This is a genomic window from Alteromonas lipotrueae, assembly GCF_019249255.1.
GTDB classification, from domain to species: Bacteria; Pseudomonadota; Gammaproteobacteria; order Enterobacterales; family Alteromonadaceae; genus Alteromonas; species Alteromonas lipotrueae.
In genome coordinates this window covers 38,957-59,019 of the sequence record NZ_JAESDJ010000018.1, presented here as the reverse complement: position 1 = coordinate 59,019, position 20,063 = coordinate 38,957, and the positions used below count along the sequence as shown (strand labels likewise).

Annotated in this window: 22 protein-coding genes; 12 read left to right on the top strand and 10 right to left on the bottom strand. The window is 43.5% G+C overall.

The features are described 5' to 3' along the window. Nucleotides 1–110 precede the first annotated feature (110 nt). A complete protein-coding gene (locus tag KYS23_RS18250) occupies nucleotides 111–1,352 on the top strand; it encodes a malic enzyme-like NAD(P)-binding protein (protein WP_218397817.1) in 1,242 nt (413 codons plus the stop codon). Between the two features lie 80 nt (nucleotides 1,353–1,432). Here the strand turns inward: KYS23_RS18250 and metJ are convergent, their stop codons facing one another. Continuing rightward, on the bottom strand, nucleotides 1,433–1,759 hold the full coding sequence (gene metJ / locus KYS23_RS18245; RefSeq protein WP_013786278.1) for a met regulon transcriptional regulator MetJ: 327 nt from the start codon (nucleotides 1,757–1,759) through the stop codon (nucleotides 1,433–1,435). A 150-nt stretch (nucleotides 1,760–1,909) separates the two neighbouring features. Here metJ and metF point away from each other — a divergent pair, with 150 nt between their 5' ends. Continuing rightward, nucleotides 1,910–2,794, top strand: coding sequence for a methylenetetrahydrofolate reductase (gene metF / locus KYS23_RS18240; RefSeq protein ID WP_159533563.1), 885 nt, complete (start codon nucleotides 1,910–1,912; stop codon nucleotides 2,792–2,794). Between the two features lie 159 nt (nucleotides 2,795–2,953). After that, complete coding sequence (locus KYS23_RS18235) at nucleotides 2,954–3,838, top strand: virulence factor BrkB family protein (RefSeq protein ID WP_159533565.1); 885 nt, start codon at nucleotides 2,954–2,956, stop codon at nucleotides 3,836–3,838. A gap of 108 nt (nucleotides 3,839–3,946) precedes the next feature. On the opposite strand, the gene KYS23_RS18230 is transcribed toward KYS23_RS18235, so the two are convergent. Together KYS23_RS18230 and KYS23_RS18225 are read right to left on the bottom strand one after the other, a co-directional pair. Continuing rightward, nucleotides 3,947–4,585, bottom strand: a complete 639-nt coding sequence (locus tag KYS23_RS18230) for a DUF2959 domain-containing protein (protein ID WP_159533567.1) — start codon at nucleotides 4,583–4,585, stop codon at nucleotides 3,947–3,949. Continuing rightward, nucleotides 4,582–4,824: a hypothetical protein gene (locus KYS23_RS18225; protein ID WP_013786282.1), complete on the bottom strand. Its 243-nt coding sequence runs from the start codon at nucleotides 4,822–4,824 to the stop codon at nucleotides 4,582–4,584. The genes KYS23_RS18230 and KYS23_RS18225 overlap by 4 nt, the downstream gene beginning before the upstream one ends. A 98-nt stretch (nucleotides 4,825–4,922) precedes the next feature. Between KYS23_RS18225 and pip the strand changes: the two genes are divergently transcribed. The 3 genes from pip (at nucleotide 4,923) to KYS23_RS18210 (ending at nucleotide 7,327) form a co-directional block, all read left to right on the top strand. Continuing rightward, nucleotides 4,923–5,900 carry a prolyl aminopeptidase gene (gene pip / locus KYS23_RS18220; RefSeq protein ID WP_159533569.1) on the top strand — a complete coding sequence of 326 codons (978 nt, stop codon included), beginning with the start codon at nucleotides 4,923–4,925 and terminating at the stop codon, nucleotides 5,898–5,900. After that, a complete protein-coding gene (gene dtd / locus KYS23_RS18215; protein WP_159533571.1) occupies nucleotides 5,897–6,334 on the top strand; it encodes a D-aminoacyl-tRNA deacylase in 438 nt (145 codons plus the stop codon). Before pip ends, dtd begins: the two co-directional genes overlap by 4 nt. 84 nt (nucleotides 6,335–6,418) lie before the next feature. Continuing rightward, nucleotides 6,419–7,327, top strand: a complete 909-nt coding sequence (locus KYS23_RS18210; RefSeq protein WP_159533573.1) for a bifunctional GNAT family N-acetyltransferase/hotdog fold thioesterase — start codon at nucleotides 6,419–6,421, stop codon at nucleotides 7,325–7,327. Between the two features lie 121 nt (nucleotides 7,328–7,448). Here KYS23_RS18210 and rpoH read toward each other — a convergent pair whose 3' ends face one another. Then, nucleotides 7,449–8,303, bottom strand: coding sequence for an RNA polymerase sigma factor RpoH (rpoH, locus tag KYS23_RS18205; protein WP_013786286.1), 855 nt, complete (start codon nucleotides 8,301–8,303; stop codon nucleotides 7,449–7,451). 584 nt (nucleotides 8,304–8,887) lie between these two features. Between rpoH and KYS23_RS18200 the strand changes: the two genes are divergently transcribed. Beyond that, a complete protein-coding gene (locus tag KYS23_RS18200; RefSeq protein WP_159533575.1) occupies nucleotides 8,888–10,114 on the top strand; it encodes an EAL and HDOD domain-containing protein in 1,227 nt (408 codons plus the stop codon). Nucleotides 10,115–10,255: 141 nt separating this feature from the next. Continuing rightward, on the top strand, nucleotides 10,256–11,497 hold the full coding sequence (locus tag KYS23_RS18195; protein WP_218419712.1) for an EAL and HDOD domain-containing protein: 1,242 nt from the start codon (nucleotides 10,256–10,258) through the stop codon (nucleotides 11,495–11,497). A gap of 15 nt (nucleotides 11,498–11,512) precedes the next feature. Here the strand turns inward: KYS23_RS18195 and ftsX are convergent, their stop codons facing one another. From ftsX to ftsY, 3 genes are read right to left on the bottom strand one after another with little or no spacing between them, the layout of a single operon-like run. Further along, on the bottom strand, nucleotides 11,513–12,493 hold the full coding sequence (gene ftsX / locus KYS23_RS18190; RefSeq protein ID WP_159533579.1) for a permease-like cell division protein FtsX: 981 nt from the start codon (nucleotides 12,491–12,493) through the stop codon (nucleotides 11,513–11,515). Then, on the bottom strand, nucleotides 12,490–13,179 hold the full coding sequence (gene ftsE / locus KYS23_RS18185; protein ID WP_129740240.1) for a cell division ATP-binding protein FtsE: 690 nt from the start codon (nucleotides 13,177–13,179) through the stop codon (nucleotides 12,490–12,492). Before ftsE ends, ftsX begins: the two co-directional genes overlap by 4 nt. A gap of 46 nt (nucleotides 13,180–13,225) precedes the next feature. Next, complete coding sequence (gene ftsY, locus KYS23_RS18180) at nucleotides 13,226–14,764, bottom strand: signal recognition particle-docking protein FtsY (protein WP_218419710.1); 1,539 nt, start codon at nucleotides 14,762–14,764, stop codon at nucleotides 13,226–13,228. Between the two features lie 66 nt (nucleotides 14,765–14,830). Here ftsY and rsmD point away from each other — a divergent pair, with 66 nt between their 5' ends. Then, the gene (gene rsmD / locus KYS23_RS18175) at nucleotides 14,831–15,487 is read left to right on the top strand and encodes a 16S rRNA (guanine(966)-N(2))-methyltransferase RsmD (RefSeq protein ID WP_218419709.1); all 657 of its coding nucleotides are present in this window, start codon (nucleotides 14,831–14,833) and stop codon (nucleotides 15,485–15,487) included. A 27-nt stretch (nucleotides 15,488–15,514) separates the two neighbouring features. Here rsmD and KYS23_RS18170 read toward each other — a convergent pair whose 3' ends face one another. Together KYS23_RS18170 and KYS23_RS18165 are read right to left on the bottom strand one after the other, a co-directional pair. Continuing rightward, nucleotides 15,515–16,096 (bottom strand): YjaG family protein, encoded by a 582-nt coding sequence (locus KYS23_RS18170; protein WP_159533585.1) that lies wholly within the window; start codon nucleotides 16,094–16,096, stop codon nucleotides 15,515–15,517. Next, the gene (locus KYS23_RS18165) at nucleotides 16,096–16,698 is read right to left on the bottom strand and encodes a YhgN family NAAT transporter (protein ID WP_159533587.1); all 603 of its coding nucleotides are present in this window, start codon (nucleotides 16,696–16,698) and stop codon (nucleotides 16,096–16,098) included. Before KYS23_RS18165 ends, KYS23_RS18170 begins: the two co-directional genes overlap by 1 nt. Before the next feature lie 321 nt (nucleotides 16,699–17,019). On the opposite strand from KYS23_RS18165, the gene KYS23_RS18160 reads away from it, so the two are divergent. Then, on the top strand, nucleotides 17,020–17,202 hold the full coding sequence (locus tag KYS23_RS18160) for a MerR family transcriptional regulator (RefSeq protein ID WP_013786295.1): 183 nt from the start codon (nucleotides 17,020–17,022) through the stop codon (nucleotides 17,200–17,202). A gap of 80 nt (nucleotides 17,203–17,282) precedes the next feature. Here KYS23_RS18160 and pepB read toward each other — a convergent pair whose 3' ends face one another. Further along, the gene (gene pepB, locus KYS23_RS18155) at nucleotides 17,283–18,584 is read right to left on the bottom strand and encodes an aminopeptidase PepB (RefSeq protein ID WP_218419707.1); all 1,302 of its coding nucleotides are present in this window, start codon (nucleotides 18,582–18,584) and stop codon (nucleotides 17,283–17,285) included. 97 nt (nucleotides 18,585–18,681) lie between these two features. Between pepB and sfsA the strand changes: the two genes are divergently transcribed. Next, nucleotides 18,682–19,383, top strand: a complete 702-nt coding sequence (gene sfsA / locus KYS23_RS18150) for a DNA/RNA nuclease SfsA (RefSeq protein WP_159533591.1) — start codon at nucleotides 18,682–18,684, stop codon at nucleotides 19,381–19,383. A gap of 217 nt (nucleotides 19,384–19,600) precedes the next feature. Next, complete coding sequence (gene dksA / locus KYS23_RS18145; protein WP_013786299.1) at nucleotides 19,601–20,050, top strand: RNA polymerase-binding protein DksA; 450 nt, start codon at nucleotides 19,601–19,603, stop codon at nucleotides 20,048–20,050. Nucleotides 20,051–20,063 lie beyond the last annotated feature (13 nt).

Sequence of the window (20,063 nt, the reverse complement as noted above, 5' to 3'; positions counted from 1 at the left end):
GTACTTAAATGACCCTGTGATAAAGTCGAAGTCATTCTACTGCGGCAACGCAGATTGCCCCTACGGTAACGAAGATTGCCTAACCCCTACATCGAAGGATATGTTTACTAATGTCAGATTTCAGACAACGTGCGCTAGATTATCATGCCAAACCCACGCCAGGTAAAATTAGCGTGGAGCTATCGAAACCAGCAGATAGTGTGGATGATCTTGCTCTGGCTTACAGTCCAGGGGTAGCTGAACCGGTACGAGAAATTGCTGAAGATCCTGATAATGCTTATAAATATACCGCAAAAGGCAACATGGTAGCGGTGATCAGTAATGGTACCGCTATCTTAGGTTTGGGTAATTTAGGGCCGTTAGCTTCTAAACCAGTTATGGAAGGTAAGGCACTGCTGTTTAAGCGCTTTGCAGGGCTTGATGCTATCGACATTGAAGTAAAACATCGTACAACAGAAGAGTTTATTAATACTGTTGCGAACATTGCAGACACCTTTGGGGGTATCAATCTTGAAGATATTAAAGCCCCAGAGTGCTTTGAAATAGAGCAAGAACTCATTAAGCGCTGCAATATTCCTGTATTCCATGATGATCAACATGGTACTGCTATTGTTACGGCTGCAGGCATGTTGAACGCCATTGAAATTCAAGGCAAGAATATCGAGAGCGCGAAAATAGTTTGTATGGGTGCTGGCGCAGCAGCAGTAGCATGTATGGAATTGCTAATTAAGTGTGGCGCACAACGAGAGCGCATTTACATGCTAGACAGAAAAGGGGTTATTCATACCCGCCGTGAAGACCTTACTGAACACAAACGCATGTTTGCCAATAATACTGATAAACGTACGCTAGAAGATGTGATGGAAGGCGCGGATATTTTTGTTGGTGTATCTGGACCTGATGTATTACCCCCAGAAACCCTAGCTTTAATGGGGCCTAATCCGATTGTTTTTGCCTGCTCTAACCCCGACCCTGAAATTAAACCTGAACTAGCACATGAGGTTCGAAGTGACTTAATTATGGCAACAGGGCGTTCTGATTACCCCAACCAGGTAAACAATGTTCTGTGCTTTCCGTTCATTTTCCGTGGCGCATTAGATGTTCGCGCAACGGCCATTAATGACGAGATGAAAGTGGCAGCGGTAGAAGCACTTCGCGCTATTACCAAAGAGCCCGTACCTGAATCTGTGTTAGCGGCTAGCAATAGTAAAAGCCTGACCTTCGGCAAAGAATACATTATCCCTAAGCCAATGGACCCCCGCCTTTGTGAACGCATTGCTACTGCCGTGTCGAAAGCGGCGATTGAATCTGGCGTTGCAAGGCTTCCAGAAGTACCTAGCCGCGCAGAGTAAAGGCAATATAGAAGTAGAATTTAGCGCGCAGCTTAGTATTCAAATATTATAAAAAACGGCAATTTTCATTGCCGTTTTTTTTAATCTTCTTGTTCGTTCTCGATAGAAACGTCTATACCCATGTCTTCCATTATACGTCTAGCTTCAGCTGGTACACGGTTAGGGTTGTCTTTTCGCAAATCTTCGTCATCCGGTAGAGGCTGACCTGTGAATGCATGAAGAAATGCTTCACATAATAATTCTGAATTCGTCGCATGACGTAAATTGTTTATCTGCCGACGGGTACGCTCATCGGTTAATGCTTTTAGCACGTTAATAGGAATAGAAACGGTAACTTTCTTAACCTGTTCACTCTTTTTACCGTGCTCTGCGTAGGGGTGTATATACTTACCGTTCCACTCTGCCATAATGCTAACTCTGTCTGATCTTATTTATGTTATGAAGAGAAATTCTAAACAAGTTGACGAAAAGGTCAATTGAGCAGTGTAAACCTCTTGACGTCTAGACGTAAATTCTTTAATTTAGACGTCTAAACGTCTATAAAAGAGTAATTTACCATGGTTTCTTACGCACAAGGTGTTGATGCACTCAATCAGTCCCTTTCGGAACTGCGTGACATTGATGTGTCATTTGAGTTTTTTCCGCCAAAATCAGAGAAAATGGAACAAACCTTGTGGAAGTCAGTTGAACGTTTAGCACCATTAAAGCCGAGTTACATGTCGGTTACCTATGGTGCAAACAGTGGTGAGCGTGATCGCACCCATGACGTGGTAAAACGTATCCAACAACAAACTGGTGTTGCAGCCGTGCCTCACCTTACATGTGTTGATGCTAGCCGAGACGAACTTAAGCAGATTGCAAAAGACTACTGGGATTCTGGCATTCGTCGTATTGTTGCCTTGCGCGGTGATTTACCGCCTGGCGTGAAAGATACCGAAATGTATGCCTCTGATTTGGTAGCACTACTAAAAGACGTGGCTGATTTCGATATATCAGTGGCCGCCTACCCTGAAAAGCACCCTGAAGCCCCTAATGCCCAATTCGACTTACTGAACCTTAAGCGCAAAGCAGAAGCCGGTGCGAGCGAAGCAATTTCACAGTTTTTCTTCGACACCAGTGTATTCTTGCGTTTTCGTGACCGTGCGGCAGCAGCGGGTATCGACCTAGACTTAGTACCTGGCATACTGCCAGTAACTAACTACCAAACCTTGGTAAAATTCGCTGGTTTCACCAATGTGCACGTACCTGGTTTTTTGCACAAAATGTTCGATGGCCTTGACGATGACGATCAAGCTACTCGGAACCTCATTGGTGCTAACATCGCAATGGATCAGGTTAAGGTACTCGCCAAAGAAGGCGTGAAGCATTTTCACTTTTACACCCTTAACCGAAGTGAATTAAGCTACGCTATTTGCCACATGCTAGGTGTTCGAGCAGGTTAATTTCGATTAAACCTTTGCTCCTATAGGGCAGACCAGTATACCATTTACCTATTATTGGGTATTTGAACGACTCGTTTGCCTCGTTGTCACCTTCCTGCGCTGCTTAAATGCCAAGGTGAGTAGCTAATGACCAAGGCGAGTTATAACTAGGAGTAAAGTGTGAATTGGGATCGGGTAAAAGCCATCTATCATAAGCTCGCACCACAAGTTGTCGATCTTTTCACTATCTTCATCAAGCGTTGCCGTGAAGACAATATTACCATTTCCGCAGGCCACTTAGCCTACGTTACGCTACTTTCTCTCGTTCCTTTTATCATGGTGACTTTCACCATCATGTCAGCGTTTCCTGCGTTTGCTTCTGTGCGAGGTAAATTAGAATACTTTATCTTTAATAACTTTGTGCCTACCGCTAGCGATACGGTTCATGAGTATATGTCTGACTTTGTTGGCAATGCTTCTGAAATGGGCGCAATTGGTATTCTATCGCTACTGGTAGTGGCACTAATGTTGATATCCAACGTTGATAAAACCCTCAACCGGATTTGGCGTACGCAAAGCGATCGACCTATCATTTATACGTTTGCCATTTATTGGATGGTAATTACCTTAGGCCCCATGCTGATTGGCTCTAGCGTTATTATCAGTTCTTATTTAGCAGGCCTTGCTGCTTTTGCGGAAGAATATACGCCAGGGTTAGGCACATTTTTACTTACTCTTGTACCTAGCTTCGCAGCCATGCTGGCTTTCTTTATTTTATACATGATAGTACCCAACCGACGCGTTTTTGCCCGCCACGCTATTTCAGGAGCCATATTGGCCACTGTCGCGTTCGAGTTAACGAAGTCTGGCTTTGCCCTATATATTACCAACTTCCCTTCCTATGAGTTGATCTACGGAGCGCTAGCTGTGGTGCCTATCTTGTTTTTGTGGGTCTATATTTCATGGATATTGGTGCTATTAGGCGCCGAGTTTACGTGTAGCTTAGGCCAAGCGTTTGAAAACCGAAAAGCGGAAGACGAGCCAAGGCAAATACCAGAGGAATAAGAAAAGGCGTTGTAGGAACTACAACGCCTTTTTAGTAGGGTACTGGCGTGTTATCGGTAATAGCGAGCCTGTCACTCTGTAGTCGGACACGCTTTAATTAGACACTCATTAGTTAGACATAGCGGCAATAAACGCATCAGATTCAGCAATCGCTGAATTCATTTGTTCGATAAGTTGGTCAACATCATTTTGAATAGTTGAAAGTTCACCTTGCAACGCGCCAATCGCGCTAGCGTTCAAGTTATGTTTTAAGTATAAAACGTTGTCTTGAAACGCACTTAATACTGGGGCCATTCTACTTTCTGCTTTACGCATGGTTTTAATGAGTGCGCTGTATCTGCGCTCAGTATCACGCAATTTCGCAGTACTTTCTCGTTTTAACGATGCATTTTGATACTTATCAAGCTCGTCTTCCCATTCATCAAATAACGCTTCAGCCACGCTTTCTACTTTATCGATACGATCAGTTACGTCATTAGCAGCAGAAAGACTGTTTTCATACTCGCTGTTAAGCTTGTTATAAACATCTTCTAACTCACCACCTTCAAATGCCACCACAGCACTAAAAGCTTCCAGCGCAGAGCTAAACTCTTCCTGAGCGTCTTCTTGCGACTCTTTTGCGTTTTCAACACGGTCAACAAGGATATCCCGTTTCTCAACGCCTACTTTCTCCCACGCTGCGTAATACGCAGATTGGCAGCCAGTTAATACCAACATAGCAATAATAGCGGTTGCTATTAGCCTCATAACATCTCTCTCCCTCGATAGCGGGCCGCGCTAATAATACAAATAATGTGCAAAATAACGCCAAGTGGCCAAAATACAATTGCTAATACTACGGTTGCGGCAAGCGCATAGCTCACTCCCACCACAATAAAATAAAATAGCGCGCCAAGTATTCGCCCTTGTACTAAATGCCCTAACCCTGGGATAAAAAAGTTACAAATTGCAGCAATTACATTGCCGCCAGATCCTTGCCCTGACATATAAACTTCCTCGCAATTGTTATCAGAATATGATTATGTAGTATTTCATAAGAATAAACTAAACTAAAACAGGCACCCGCACAACGCGCGGAAATAAAATGAAACGACTTTACCCAGATGTTACCTGCTATCAAAATGGATTTATCGAGGTGGGATGTGGGCACTCTCTATATTACGAGCAGAGCGGCACCCCTGAGGGTATTCCAGTACTATTTATTCATGGTGGTCCAGGTGCTGGTTTACCGCCGAATTATAAATGTTTCTTCGACAGTAACCGATACCGTATTATTGGATTCGAACAAAGAGGATGTGGGCGTTCAACGCCGTTAGCGAGTACAAAAGACAACGATACATGGCTAAATGTAGAAGATATTGAAATACTAAGGCGCCAGCTCAACGTACCGAGTTGGTTAGTGTTTGGGGGGTCATGGGGTTCAACGTTAGCGCTCCTTTATGCTTTTAGGTATGCTGCTCATGTCAGCGGCCTTATTCTTCGTGGCGTATTCTTAGCCCGCCAGCAAGACAGAGACTGGTTCTTGTCACCGCAAGGTGGCGCTGCTCAGCTTTTTCCAGAATACTATCGCCAGTTTGTTAAAGGGGTAGACGCCCCACTAAGTACTTCCACTATTTGTGCGCACTACCTCACTACATTGAAAGCCGATAACGAAGTACAGCGTCATGCAGCGTTAAAGCGCTGGTATCAGTGGGAGGAGAGGCTTTCTCGGATATCCTTACCTCCTGGCACTGGCGATTCCACCAGCCAATACCCCCTATCCCTTGTCACCAGCTTAGCCACTCTCGAATGCCATTTTTTAACGAACAAGTGCTTCATAGACGAAGGCTACATACTTGATAATATAGAAAAAATACGCGATATTCCTGGCACTATTATCCATGGTCGATACGACATGATATGCAAAACTGAAGCGGCAGAATCATTACATAAGTCGTGGTCAGGAAGCCAACTTCAAATCATTCCTGATGCTGGCCACAGCACGTCTGAGCCGGGCATTGCTTATGCGCTGTGCCGCGCAACCAAAGATATGGCAAAGTTTTTAAAGGAGCAAAAGCAATGATTGGGTTAGTTCAACGGGTGTCTGAAGCGAGCGTGTCAGTGAACAATGAAATCATCGGAGAAATTGCGCAAGGTATGCTAGTGCTGCTTGGTGTTGAGAAAGATGACGGCCCTGAAGAAATAGAAAAACTAGCTAATAAGTTATGCCGCTACCGTATTTTTTCCGACAGCGATGGAAAAATGAATTTAAACGTCGCGCAAATTGGGGGAGAAATTCTTGTAGTATCGCAATTTACCCTTGTGGCCGACACGCAAAAAGGAAATCGTCCTGGCTTTTCTAGGGGCGCGACACCTGAACATGGTAATGCTATATATCTGCAATTTGTGGAATCTCTTAAACAGAAAGGCATTCCCGTGGAAACAGGTCAATTCGGCGCTGAAATGAAAGTGGCCTTAGTGAATGACGGACCCGCTACCTTCCAGTTTCAGGTATAATGAACATACCAGAATTAATCTTGTGCAGTTTTCATGCGTAAGGTTAAATAGTTTTTTCACTCTTTCATACAAGGCCTCTCTATTGTGTATAAGGTTGTAACTCCTAAAAGCGATACTGAATTCGAAGCCTATTTTCATTTTCGCTGGGCTTACCTTCGCCAGCCATGGAATTTTCCTCCTGGTTCAGAGAAAGATGAATATGAACAGGTGGCAGAGCACCGCACCATAGTGAATGGTAAAGGCGACATTGTTGCCTGTGGCCGTGTCCATTTAAATACCGCTGAAGAAGCACAAATTCGTCATATCGCCGTACACCCTGACCATCTGCGTAAAGGGCTTGGACAGATGATAATGGATGCTTTAGAGAACGTGGCGAAAGAATTGGGTGCTATACGTGCGGTGACAAACAGCCGAGAAGTTTCTATCGACTTTTTCAGTTCCTGCGGCTTCGTTGTTGAACGTGAAGCGCCTAACGAATTAGGCATGCTAAGACGCCAGCAAATGGTGAAAAAGCTAACTGAAAATAACACCTTAGTGCTGCATCCTAAATGGTGTAAATCATTACAGCAAACCTGGACTGATACCATTCCCATTACAGAACATATGGGCATTAAATTATATCAATATACAGGCAGGACATTAGAAACCCGCGCGTCACTTAATAAGAATATTAATGTTCACGGCACTATGTTTGCCGGCAGTATTTTTTCGTTAGCCACCTTAACTGGCTGGGGAATGATTTACTTACAGCTAAAAGAGCGTGGGCTAACCGGTGATATTGTATTGGGAGACGGCGATATCCACTATCATAAGCCTATTACCATGAAGCCTCGTGCAATCTGTAATATAGAAACCTTATCGGGCAAATTTAAGCCTTTGGAAAAAGGGGAAAAGGCGCGATTCGCTTTGAACGTAGATATCTTAGATGGCGATAATGCCGTGGCAGAGTTTGAAGGGGTGTTTTGGGTGCTTCCAGAGCAAACTGAGGCGTAACGTGCAAAGGTATATTATTAACCGCTTCTTGCTTTCATAATTGACACGTACAAAAAAAGCGCCAATAGGCGCTTTTTTCAATTAAGTTTAACTAGGGCAGCCTTTTTTAAGCAGCTCTTACTTAAGCCACCATGGCAGCCTGAAGTTTTTTCATCGCGTTCTTTTCAATTTGACGAACACGTTCAGCAGATACTTCGTACTTATCAGCAAGATCTTGAAGTGTAATTTTGCTGTCAGCCAACCAACGAGTCTCAATAATATCTTGGCTTCTGTCATCTAACGTTTTAATGGCTGAATACAAACGCTTGCTCGCATTAGTATCCCAATCGTTATTGATAACGTCCATTTCAACATCAGTTGATTTATCTTCAAGAAATTGAACCGGCGCAAAATTGCCCGTTTCGTCTTCGTCAGCAGAAAGATCGAATGCTTGATCTTGACTGCTCATTCGCGCTTCCATTTGAAGCACTTCCTTCGTACTCACACCCAGCTCGCTAGCTACCGTTTGCACCTCTTCGTGGGTAAACCAACCAAGACGTTTTTTCGCTTTACGTAAATTGAAGAACAATTTACGTTGCGCTTTCGTAGTAGCAACTTTAACAATGCGCCAGTTTTTAAGTACGAATTCATGAATTTCAGCTTTGATCCAATGTACGGCAAAAGAAACCAAACGAACGCCCACTGTTGGGTCGAAACGCTTAACCGCCTTCATCAAACCAATATTACCTTCTTGAATAAGGTCGGCTTGTGGCAAACCATATCCTGAATAAGATTTTGCTATATGCACAACAAAGCGTAGATGAGACATAACCAGCTTACGTGCTGCTTCTAAATCTTCATCTTCACGAAGACGCACCGCTAATGCGCGCTCTTCTTCTGCAGTTAGCATATCAATACGACTTACAGCTTGTACGTAGCCTTCAATGCTACCGCTGTGAGGAACTGATAGTGCTAGGGATTGCAATTTATTGCTCATTATTCACCTCATTCGTTGCAACTCGATATTAGCAAAGTAACATCAGCCGCGCGAGACTTAATTGCGATGAGAAACTAAACCAGTTATTGGTATGTAGTACCCATCTTCTAAAGATCAAGACCACAAACCCAAAAAACAGTTCAATTAGCGTCTATCTCTTTCCAAATCACTCATACGTTGTATATCGAATTCATTATTACGCTACAACGCTCAATAAATATCGCCGAACGCTTCACAGAAGAATAAGCGCTTCCCCAGAGGAAACAGCTTATCGAAGCAGATATTCACGATACGCCACCATTATACATTCAAAATGTATATAAAACATGCCATTCATCTTTCAAAAAGTTATATCAACCTTAAATTCGGTCGTATTCTTTTCCTGTATCAACAAATCTATATTACCCACTCTCAGATACGAAGACTATTACAAAGTTTCGATTGCTAGCATCGCTTTTTTACTTACAATGAGATATAAATTTTATGTTTTAGAATCGCTCGGCATAATAACAATAATAAGATTTTCATTTTCTTTTTAACGACTTCAATCGCGTTTTTACGCGGCGAGAGCAAAGAGGCACTCGATGTTCGCATACGTAGCAAGACAACCCATATTCGACGTAAACAGGAACGTTTACGCTTACGAATTACTTTTTCGGGTAGGGGAAGATAATTGCTTTCCAGATATTCCGCCCGATGAGGCGACCTCTAAAATTCTAACGTCTACCCATTTAAGCTTGGGTATTGAAGAAATAACAGGTGATAAAAAAGCATTTATTAATTTCCACCGCGATACCTTAATGTACCGATTTCCTACCTCGTTAGATGCAAGCAAAGTGGTTATTGAGATTGTTGAAACCGTTGATGTAGATGATGCCCTTATTGCCGCATGCAAGCACATTCGAGGGCTCGGCTACCCCATTGCACTTGATGATTACGATATGAAGGATAAATGGGATGCCTTTGTCCCGTTCACCAGTATTGTTAAAATCGACATTACGGAAATTGCTCACGAAACCATACCTTCGTTGGTTAAACGCTTCAAATCGCATAACATCAAACTTGTGGCCGAAAAAATTGAAACCTACGAAGAGTTTCACAAGTTCAAAGAAATGGGCTTCGACTATTTTCAAGGTTACTTTCTAGCTAAACCCGAAATAGTACGTCATCGCAAATTAGGTCCAAGTGCGCTTACCATGATGGAGCTACTCACATTAAGTAGCCAATCCAAGCTAAATTTTGATGAAGTAAATCGAATCATTGAGCGCGATCCTTCCCTTACCTATTTGCTATTACGCTTCATCAATAACCCGCTTATTAATAAGCGAAATAAGATTACATCCCTTAAGCATGCGCTTAACTTTATGGGTGAAGTTGAAGTTAAAAAATTTATCGCGCTGCTTGCTCTGGCCAACCTTAATGACGGTCAACCTCAAGAGTTGATGCAGATGGCCCTTGTGCGGGCAAAATTCTGTGAGCTTGTGTTTATCTCTTTTAAAGAAAGAGAAAATCCGCTCACCGGCTTTCTAACCGGTCTATTATCTATGCTTGATGCCATGATGGAACAGCATATCGACGAGTTGGTTAGCAAAGTACCCATTAGCGATAATGTAAAAGATGCGCTTTGTGGTGAGCCTGGCGTGTTGAAAGACTGTCTTACTCTGGCTAAGTACTTTGAAAGGGCAAACTGGGCAGGCATCAAGAAATTTTCAGGTAAATATAAAATTCAGCAGACTCTGCTTCACGGCTACTATAATGAAGCGATGAAATGGGCTCATCACGTACATGTTTCAGCTCAGGTAGAGAAATAACACTGAGGAATATCCATTCATTAATATAAGTTACGAAATGTAATGCGCAAATTAACGCGATTTCCGTAAATGCATGTTATGGTGGTGTAAATTGCAATAATATTCGTTGATGATTGTTCAACGTGCCAGTAGGGAACTCGTATGTTCGCGTTTATCGCTCGCCAACCAATTTTGGATAAAACAAAGGATGTATTTGCTTACGAACTTTTGTTTCGAGATGGCAAGGCTGGCGCGTACCCCGAACACTCTCCTGAAAAAGCGCAATATATTTCTGAGCACTTTCATCCTTTAGGGCTAGACGACATTAGCGGTGAAAAGACCTCGTTTATCAACTTTTCATCTGAAACCATTATTTCTCGCTTTCCTACCACACTGAACCCAGAGTCAGTTGTGGTTGAATTAGCTGACAATCCTTTCGCTCAAATCGGGTTGTTAGAAGCGTGCCAACACATTAAGCATCTTGGGTTTCGTATTGCTATTGACGACCCTATGATGCTAAGTGCCAAGCATGAAATTCTGCCCCTTGTTGATATTGTAAAAGTGGATGTCTCGCAAATTCGTTTCGAAAATATAGAGAAGAATATCCCACGATACCTTGATGCAAACGTTAAACTAGTGGCCGAACAAGTTGATACCCAAGACCAATTTGCTACCAGCATGGATTTAGGTTTTGATTTCTTCCAAGGGTATTTCTTTGCCCAACCGGAAGCCCGCATCCTGCGCCAATTACCTGCGTCAAAGATGAATATTGTCGACCTTATTGGCGAATGTTCAAATGATAAATTTGATATTAATAGAGTTAGCCAAATTGTTGAGCGTGATGCCGCGCTGAGCTACCTATTGCTTAAATTTATCAATAACCCAATGATAAACAAGCGCCACAAGATAACCTCGCTCAAACATGCCCTTAATTATATGGGTGAAGTGGAGGTGAAGAAGTTTATCGCTCTGCTCAGCCTAACTAATTTAGGTGATGATAAGCCGTTAGAGATTATTCACATGTCGTTAGTTAGGGCCAAATTTTTCGACTTATTGTCAGCAAAGCGTGGCTTAAAAGCTAACCCACCTATCGGCTTTTTAGTTGGGTTATTTTCGTTACTCGATGCGCTATTAGATCAATCCATAGAAGCTGTGCTTAAACAACTTCCGCTATCTGAAGACCTAAATGACGCTATTTTAGGAAAGACGCCTGAATTCAATAGCTACATGAGCCTAGTACGCGCTTTTGAAGGAGCGCTTTGGATGAATGTGATTAAGCAGGCGAAAGTATTAGATATTGACCAAAAGCAGCTGCATATTCTTTATAACCAAGCCATTGTTTGGGGTAACGGTGTGAGAAGCGCCATTTCTGCGCACTTCCCACGTGCTGCCGTTCAAAGCTAGCCAGTAAACTAATGCTTACTTTGGTTCGATTTGTCTTACATGGCGTTGCACTGAAATAAGCGACCCAAGCAACCCTAATGCAATAGATAGTCCCAACATCGTTAATAGTGCTGTACCGGTCAGGCCAGTGATATTGAAATCTTTTTGATACATGGCGGCAAAGGTCTCAATACTGCTATCCATCCACCATAAAATGATAATGACAGCAAACCATGCCATCAGCCCGCCAAGCAAACCATACCAAAAACCAGTATATAAAAATGGCCGATGAATAAAGGCATCGGTTGCACCCACTAGCTTCATTACTACTATTTCATCGTGCTTATTAAGAATGTTCAGTCGAATAGTGTTGCCAATGATCAGCACCACAGCGAAGAACAACAAAATTCCAATAAAGGTGACAAGGTCGCTTGCGATATCAATAACGGCATACAAGCGCTCCAGCCATTCTATATCTAACTTACCTATATCAACCTCACGCTGCTGCTTAAGCTTATCAAGCAGTGTTTTAGCCGCATTCGGCGTGGCATGTTTATCAATGGGTGTCACTAAAACAACATCAGGCAGTGGGTTGCTTTGCAAATACGCAATAGCGTCGCCTAGCCCTGATAAATGCTGAAACTCTTTTAAGGCATCATCAGCAGGTATAAACACCACAGAATCGATTTCTTCCCATGTGTTTAACCTAGCGACCAATTGCTGTGAACTGGCGGCTGAAATATCAGGTTTCAAAAACAAAGATATCTCTGATGCTTGCTCCCACCCTGCGGTAATTTTTTCGGTATTTTTAACCATGATATAAAGGGTGCTGGGAAGGGTAATACTTAACCCCAACACCCCTATGGTCATTAGTGATGCAGCAGGCTGACGCCATAGTTCGCCCAAGCTTGAAAGGGCTTGCCTGACATGGCTTACGAAGAACATTACAATAGATTGTACTAGCCCTACTTTTCTAGACGACGCGCCTTGGCTCCTACCTTTAAATAGAATACTCATTGCCAATTCCCATTTAAATCATCGGTTAAGCCGTCGGTAATCATTTGGCCATCTTTCAACGTCAGTGTGCGATATTTCATTCGAGCAATTAGCCCTAAATCATGAGTAGCGATGAACACCGACACGCCGGCTTGGTTGAAATCTTCAAACAAGCGAATAATTTCCATAGACAGTTTCGGGTCGAGGTTTCCGGTAGGTTCATCAGCAAGAAGTAATGGTGGCTTGTTTACCACGGCGCGGGCTATACCAACACGCTGCTGTTCGCCGCCCGATAACATAATGGGTAAGTTACGGCTTTTATCTCGCAGGCCTACCATTTCTAATGCAGCATCGACACGCTTGCCAATTTCCTTGTGGGTGTAACCTTCTATCACAAGTGGTAGCGCCACATTGTCGAAAACTGACTTGTCCATCAACAATTGATGGCTTTGAAAGATCATGCCTATATCGCGACGAATGTAGGCAATATCTCTTCGGGTAATAGCATTTAGATCATGACCATTAATCAGTACACGACCTACGGTTGGGCGTTCCATAATACTGATAAGTTTAAGCAGCGTACTTTTCCCAGCGCCAGAATGGCCAGTAAGAAAAGCCATTTCTCCAGGGGCGATGTGAAAGTCGACCTTACTCAGCGCACGTTGTCCGCCGGGGTAGGTTTTGCTTACTTGCTCAAACTTTATCATGCATGTTTCCTACTACCCTATTCCCGTAATTAGCTATTAATGCTGTCTACTCGCCGCTCTCAATTTCACTAAATAGCGCATCAATAAATTCTTGGCCGTCGAACTGGCGTAAGTCATCAATACCTTCGCCAACCCCTATATATCTGATAGGTATACCAAACTTATCAGCAATTGAGAAGATAACGCCACCTTTTGCAGTACCGTCTAGTTTGGTAAGGGTAATACCGGTTAAACCAACAGCCTGATTGAATAACTTCGCTTGGCTAATGGCATTTTGCCCCGTTCCCGCATCAAGGGTAAGCATAACTTCGTGAGGCGCGTTAGGGTTCAACTTTTTCATCACGCGAACCACTTTCTTGAGCTCTTCCATCAAGTTATCTTTATTCTGCAAACGACCTGCGGTATCGGCGATAAGAATATCTGTTTTGCGCGATTTCGCGGCTTCTAGCGCATCGTAAAGTACTGACGCACTATCCGCTCCCGTATGCTGCGCAATAACTGGAATACTATTTCGCTCACCCCATACTTGCAATTGCTCTACTGCAGCAGCCCTAAAGGTATCACCCGCTGCCAGCATGACCTTTTTGCCTTGCTGCTGGAATTGTTTAGCCAACTTACCGATAGTGGTGGTTTTACCTACACCATTTACACCAACCATTAAAATAACGAAGGGTCCTTCATCGCTGTTATGAGCATTAATGGCATCACTCAACGGTTCATTTACCTTTGAGAGCATACCCGCCATTTGCTGTTTCAAGATATCCAGCAAGGCTTCTGCGTCTTTAAGATCTTTACGACTCGCGCTGTCTGTTAAGTGAGTAATGATTTTTTGCGTGGTATCCATTCCCACATCAGCAACCAATAGCTGGGTTTCTAAATCTTCGTATAATTCATCATCTATCGCCTTGCCTTTGAAAAGGCTAACTAGCCCGCTACCTAAGTTTGCTTTAGTGCGAGACAAACTTTCTTTAAGGCGCGAAAAGAGTGATTTTTTCTCTTTCGGAGCTGGCGCTTCCTCAACAACAGGCTCGCTGACGACTTCAGTAACTTCTGCTTCTGCTTCTGCTTCTGCTTCTGCTTCTGCTTCTGCTTCTGCTTCTGCTTCTGCTTCTGCTTCTGCTTCTAAAACGCTAGCCGTTTGAGTAGAAGATTCAACAACAAATACTTCGCTTTCTTGCTTTGGTTCAAGATCTTGAACAGGCGTTGAAAGTAACTCCTCGGCATTGTCGCCATCTTTTGCTGGCGCTGACGGGCTTGCTTCATCGGCTATTTCTACAGCATCTAACTTATCTGGTACCACACTCAATGGCGTAGCGTCTTCTTTCTCTACAGGTACTGGCACTGGCTCGTCAGCCACTGGTGCAACGCTTTCTACTGAATCGCTCTGGGCTGTATCTGTTGAAACGCTCTTGGCAGTTTCAGGTAGATCGCTCTTGGCAGTGCTATGTGACTGCTCAGCATCTGAAGTTTGTGATTCATCAGGCAAAACGGTGCTTTGATCAACTGATTTTTGATCTTGGTTTTCCTGTGCTTTTTGCTTATTTGCTTTTTTGTTCTTACCGAACCAGCCAAAAAGTTTCGACATTGTTAAGACAAATCCTTATAAATACTGGGCAATTTCGGCTACACTTGCCGAATATTGAATAACCCCATGATACCATTGTCAGCGACTATGAAGCGAGTTTCTCGCCCACTCAGGGCACCTTCAACTACAAAAAAAACCCATTCTACCCACTCAAAAGCGAATGGCGGGCATATTCGCATTATTAGCGGTCAATGGCGTGGAAGAAAGCTACCGGTTCTCGACGCCGAAGGTTTACGCCCCACCACCGACCGAAATAAAGAAACCTTGTTCAATTGGCTTATGCCTTATTTGAATGACGCAACGTGCTTAGATGTATTCGCAGGCTCTGGAGGTTTAGGGTTAGAAGCCCTATCGCGCTATGCCCTTTCTTGTGACTTTATTGAATTGGATAAATCGGCAAGTGCGCAGTTAAAGAAGAATTTGGCGTTGCTATCACCTAATGATGCTCAAAATGCTAGTGTCCATCAGGGCGATGCCTTAGCAATACTGCCTACCTTTTCAGGTAAAAATTTCGACATTATGTTTGTCGACCCGCCTTTTAACAAAGGACTGGTTGAACCAACCTTATCGGCTATTGCAAGTAATAACTTATTGTCTAACGATGGGGTACTATACGTAGAACACGAAGCGAACCTTGCGCCTATTGCCTTGCCGAGCCACTGGCAAATTATAAAAGAAAAGCGCACATCGGCGCTTTGCTATTATTTGATAAAGGCTGTGTAGTAAGCTTTTTGTCTCGCGGTGAAAGCGTTAAGCCAAATCGAGCCCTATATTCGAAATACCCTCTTCTAGCGCAATCACTTTAAGCGCATCAGCAGTGCTAGCAGGAGACTTTCCAGCTTCAACACAATCAAGCAACGCTTCTTGCACTGCTACTTCAAACACCATTAGTGGGTGTTCTTTTACCGTTTCATCGTCGGCTTCGCCGCTTTCTAACAAGTAAGCTTCTACACTCCCTTGAGAAAGCTTGCTAACGACCACCGCACCTTGCGGATCGTCGCCTGCGATAAGATTAAGCACAGCGGCTAACCCAATTGCGGCATCAATCGCGGGGTAAACACCGTAGGTATCAAAATCGCTAGTATCGGGCGTCGCCACTTCCACTTTTTCAAGCTGTACTGCAAGGTTAAATTTACTTTTAGGTGCTTTCACCGACTCCCATACAAGATTGAGACAGTTGCGAATACCTTCTTTATCACCAAATTCGGTAAGGTCACAGAACAGCTCGTAGTTAGGGATCATTCGCTCAAGCAAGGCTGCACTAAACGCAACTGCTTTAAATCCTTCAAGCGCGCGCACGCGCCCAAATGTATTAAGTTTTTGCTTTGCCATTAATTAGCTCCGGTGGCATGCATAAAGTATTGAGTAGCACCATCAAGAAGCATTTGAATGGCTATCATGACGAGGATCATCCCCATTAGTCGTTCCATCGCAATAAGACCACGTTCGCCTAATAGCTTATGAAACACATTTGAAAACATCAAAATTACTGCACTTATCAACCAAGAGGCGCCAAGCGCGAGTGCCCAGTCAGACATACGTTCTGGGTTTTGGTTTGCCAGAAGAATGAGAGCCGCTAATGTTGAGGGCCCTGCAATCATTGGAATAGCAAGCGGCACCAAGAACGGCTCTTCACCTACGGCAAGCCCGCTAGGGTTGCCTGCTGACGGAAAAATCATTTTAAGTGCAATCAAAAATAGGATGATACCACCAGCAATGCTAACCGTTTCTTGTTCAACATTGAGAAAATTTAACACCGACTGACCACTAAATAGGAATAAAAACAAAATTCCTAATGCAAACAGTAATTCTCTAATAAGAATCATTTGCCGTCTTCGGGGTTCTATTGACTTCAAAACCGACATGAACACAGGCAAATTGCCAAGAGGATCCATGATCAAGAATAACATGACGGCTGCTGACCAAGTATCCATTTTTTCTTATTCTCCAATAGCTTGCTGGGTATCATTGGCAGCAAGAATATTTTTTATAAAACAATTTTCAGCATTGTACAAAAAAGCATTCGTAATTTGTCAATTTTAGGCTTAAATATTAAATATAACGCGTTGAAATCGTGGCGGGCCAAAATACATCTAGTGCAAAGCTGCACAATTGAGCTATTCTCGTATTTCTGTATTGAGTCATTTTATTAATAATATGTACCTCAATAATTGAGCGCACCGAGGTATTGCAGCGGTAGCTGCGCTTACAACGAGAATGAATTTAAAAACAAAATAACGTTGGGAACCAGCAGAATGAGTTTGATGACTGTAAAAGAAGTAGCGGCCTATTTAGGTGTTCAAGAAGTGAGAGTTGAACGCTTAGAAAGAGAAAGCTTATTAGTAGCAAAAGAAAAAGACACAGACGGCAATGCCCTGTTTGATAGCGCGGATGTAGAGCGTTACAAAGTGCTTGCTGAGCGCTTAGGCGGTATTTAACTGCCCGCAAACATTTATCTGTACAGATAAACTGAATTAAGTGATGTCGCCACCTTAGGGTGGCGACATCCGTTTATGACTTATTTAAAGTCTTGAAGCATTCTTGCAATGCTTCGAATTCCTTTGGCCGTTGCACCTATTGGCATTTCTGCCGTTGCTCCACCATGATAAGCTGCCGCTAAATCTAAGTGCACCCAACCTTTCCCTTCAGGGTTTACAAACCGTGATAAAAAGCCTGCCGCATTAGAAGCACCGCCACCGCCACCGCCTTTCATAGGTCGGCTGTTTGCTGTATCTGCAAAGGCAGATGGGCATCGCTCTGCATGAAATGATTCAATCGGTAATGGCCAAAAACGTTCGTTTTCAGCGCTTGCCGCCGCAAGCATTTGTGAACGCGCGCTATCATCCATTGAAAATACTGCGTGATAATCAGCGCCTAGCGCCACCACTGCTGCCCCCGTTAAGGTAGCCGCATCAATAATGAGTGGCGCGCCCGTTTCCGTTGCTGCCATTAACCCATCAGCTAATACCAAACGCCCTTCTGCATCGGTATTAACGACTTCAACGGTCACGCCATTTTTGTAGGTAAGTACATCACCTAATTTATAAGCATGACCGCTAATTAAGTTTTCCGCACAGCATAAAATGAGTTTTAAACGCTTACTAATACCTTGGCTAATGGCAAGGCCTAGTGCGCCGGTTACGGTAGCTGCGCCGCCCATATCACATTTCATATCAAGCATACCTTCACTTGATTTAATGCTGTAACCACCACTGTCGAAAGTAATCCCTTTCCCTACCAGAACCGCTTCAACAGGCGCATCAGGATCACCGGTTGGGTTGTAATCAAGCTCTAACATCACAGGCGGGCGTTCACTGCCTCTACCCACGTTATAAATGCCTGTCCAACCCGCATCTCTTAATTCTTCACCCACTGTCATGGTATAAGACACATGCTCTTTACCTAATTCAGACAACCAAACTGCTGCACGCTGTGCTAGGGTTTCAGGGCTTAAATCTTCAGGCGTATCGTTTACTAACTGACGGGTAAATAGTAAAGCAGCGTAGTTTTGTTCTAGCCACTGCTTGTCGTCGTTGTCAGCCCATTTGATAATTGAAGGATTGCGAGCACGGGTAAAACTTAACGCGAAAGCCCATTGCTGTTCTTTGGTCCACTCGCCTGTTAAGGCCACTTCGGGAATATTTAACCCATCAAGCTTACGCGCCACTTGCTGAATGGTACGTTCATTCTTTCCACCCTGACTGCTATCACCATCAGATAGATGGATCACTGCGCCATTTTCACTAAAAGAGAGCTTAGTATTTTCTCCCCACGCACTATTGGCTTTATCTGAGGATAAGCTTACGGTAAATTCTGCCATTACGTTTTAATCCTTATATATTTTTGCGTTTCATTGCTGGGGTAGATATTTAGTTCTAGCAATGCATGTAAATGTATGTCGTTACAGGTCTATTATTATGCTTTTTTCGCCATCACTACTACGTGGCACTTTAATTAAACGCTATAAACGGTTTCTTGCCGACGTAGAACTTGAGGACGGCTCAATAGTGACTGCACATTGCCCTAATACAGGGGCAATGACAGGGTGTGCCGAACCTGGCTACACCGTTTATTTGAGCGAGTCTGACAATCCTAAGCGAAAATTAAAATATACCTGGGAGCTTGCCCAAACCTTCGAAGGCGACTTCATTGGCATTAATACTCACAATGCTAATAAATTGGTGGCAGAGGCACTAAATAACAAGGTCTTGTCCGCATTTTCTAACATTAGTCATTGGAAAGCTGAAGTAACACCGCCTGGTGGTAATAGTCGTTTTGACTTTGCCTGTGGTCAAGGTGACACCCGTGAGTATGTTGAAGTGAAATCTGTCACACTGGCGCGAGGCAACCAAGGATATTTTCCTGATGCGGTAACCGCTAGAGGTGCAAAACACTGTTTAGAACTTGCAGAACTTTCTCAACAAGGTATAAGTACCTGCTTATTATTTTGTGTTCAGCATACGGCCGTGCATTCTGTACAAGTAGCGCGAGATATTGATCCTGTTTACGCCGACGCCGTAAACACCGCGGTTGCATCCGGAGTGAAGATCCTCGCTGCCAGCTGTTCAATTGATGAACAAAAAATAGTTATAAATCAAACACTACCAGTAAACGTGTGAAAAAGAGGTTGATTTTTTTCATTTCGCCTTCATATTTGCGCCTTGTTTTACTGGAAGTACGTGAAACACGTAGACTAGTAACAGTGCTGACTTATAATCAATATCATCAGCATAATAATTACATAGACACGAGCAATTGCTTGTAATGAACGGCTTTGATTTAGTTAATCGATTCATTCAGGACAAGATGGATGTCGTAGTGTAGGAGATGTGGCAGATGCCAACAGGAAAAGAAACAAAATCCCTAGGGCTATTAGCACTAGCAGGATTGCAGCCGTACCAGGCTACCGCTGACGAAGAGTACATGGGCGAGCCGCAAATGGAGCACTTCCGTTTACTGCTTAAAGCATGGCGCAATCAACTTCGTGAAGAAGTTGACCGTACCGTTACGCACATGAAAGACGAAGCAGCAAACTTTCCAGACCCGGTAGACCGCGCTGCGCAAGAAGAAGAGTTCAGCCTTGAATTACGTACTCGTGACCGCGAACGTAAATTAATCAAGAAGATTGAGAAGACCCTTAAGCGTATTGAAGAAGATGACTTTGGTTTTTGTGACCAATGTGGCATTGAAATCGGTATTCGTCGCTTAGAGGCTCGTCCTACCGCCGATCTATGTATCGACTGTAAGACCATGGCAGAAATCAAAGAAAAGCAACTACAGGGTTAATAAACCTTCGTAG

What these genes read in the sequence shown, in the direction of transcription:
- KYS23_RS18160 (WP_013786295.1), top strand. Translation starts at nt 17,020, where the DNA reads ATGAGTTTGATGACTGTAAAAGAAGTAGCGGCCTATTTAGGTGTTCAA.
- ftsE (WP_129740240.1), bottom strand. Translation starts at nt 13,179, where the DNA reads ATGATAAAGTTTGAGCAAGTAAGCAAAACCTACCCCGGCGGACAACGT.
- pepB (WP_218419707.1), bottom strand. Translation starts at nt 18,584, where the DNA reads ATGGCAGAATTTACCGTAAGCTTATCCTCAGATAAAGCCAATAGTGCG.
- dtd (WP_159533571.1), top strand. Translation starts at nt 5,897, where the DNA reads ATGATTGGGTTAGTTCAACGGGTGTCTGAAGCGAGCGTGTCAGTGAAC.
- rpoH (WP_013786286.1), bottom strand. Translation starts at nt 8,303, where the DNA reads ATGAGCAATAAATTGCAATCCCTAGCACTATCAGTTCCTCACAGCGGT.
- KYS23_RS18165 (WP_159533587.1), bottom strand. Translation starts at nt 16,698, where the DNA reads ATGGATACTTGGTCAGCAGCCGTCATGTTATTCTTGATCATGGATCCT.
- ftsY (WP_218419710.1), bottom strand. Translation starts at nt 14,764, where the DNA reads ATGTCGAAACTTTTTGGCTGGTTCGGTAAGAACAAAAAAGCAAATAAG.
- KYS23_RS18195 (WP_218419712.1), top strand. Translation starts at nt 10,256, where the DNA reads ATGTTCGCGTTTATCGCTCGCCAACCAATTTTGGATAAAACAAAGGAT.
- KYS23_RS18230 (WP_159533567.1), bottom strand. Translation starts at nt 4,585, where the DNA reads ATGAGGCTAATAGCAACCGCTATTATTGCTATGTTGGTATTAACTGGC.
- sfsA (WP_159533591.1), top strand. Translation starts at nt 18,682, where the DNA reads ATGCTTTTTTCGCCATCACTACTACGTGGCACTTTAATTAAACGCTAT.
- metJ (WP_013786278.1), bottom strand. Translation starts at nt 1,759, where the DNA reads ATGGCAGAGTGGAACGGTAAGTATATACACCCCTACGCAGAGCACGGT.
- ftsX (WP_159533579.1), bottom strand. Translation starts at nt 12,493, where the DNA reads ATGAGTATTCTATTTAAAGGTAGGAGCCAAGGCGCGTCGTCTAGAAAA.
- KYS23_RS18170 (WP_159533585.1), bottom strand. Translation starts at nt 16,096, where the DNA reads ATGGCAAAGCAAAAACTTAATACATTTGGGCGCGTGCGCGCGCTTGAA.
- pip (WP_159533569.1), top strand. Translation starts at nt 4,923, where the DNA reads ATGAAACGACTTTACCCAGATGTTACCTGCTATCAAAATGGATTTATC.
- metF (WP_159533563.1), top strand. Translation starts at nt 1,910, where the DNA reads ATGGTTTCTTACGCACAAGGTGTTGATGCACTCAATCAGTCCCTTTCG.
- KYS23_RS18250 (WP_218397817.1), top strand. Translation starts at nt 111, where the DNA reads ATGTCAGATTTCAGACAACGTGCGCTAGATTATCATGCCAAACCCACG.
- rsmD (WP_218419709.1), top strand. Translation starts at nt 14,831, where the DNA reads ATGATACCATTGTCAGCGACTATGAAGCGAGTTTCTCGCCCACTCAGG.
- dksA (WP_013786299.1), top strand. Translation starts at nt 19,601, where the DNA reads ATGCCAACAGGAAAAGAAACAAAATCCCTAGGGCTATTAGCACTAGCA.
- KYS23_RS18225 (WP_013786282.1), bottom strand. Translation starts at nt 4,824, where the DNA reads ATGTCAGGGCAAGGATCTGGCGGCAATGTAATTGCTGCAATTTGTAAC.
- KYS23_RS18200 (WP_159533575.1), top strand. Translation starts at nt 8,888, where the DNA reads ATGTTCGCATACGTAGCAAGACAACCCATATTCGACGTAAACAGGAAC.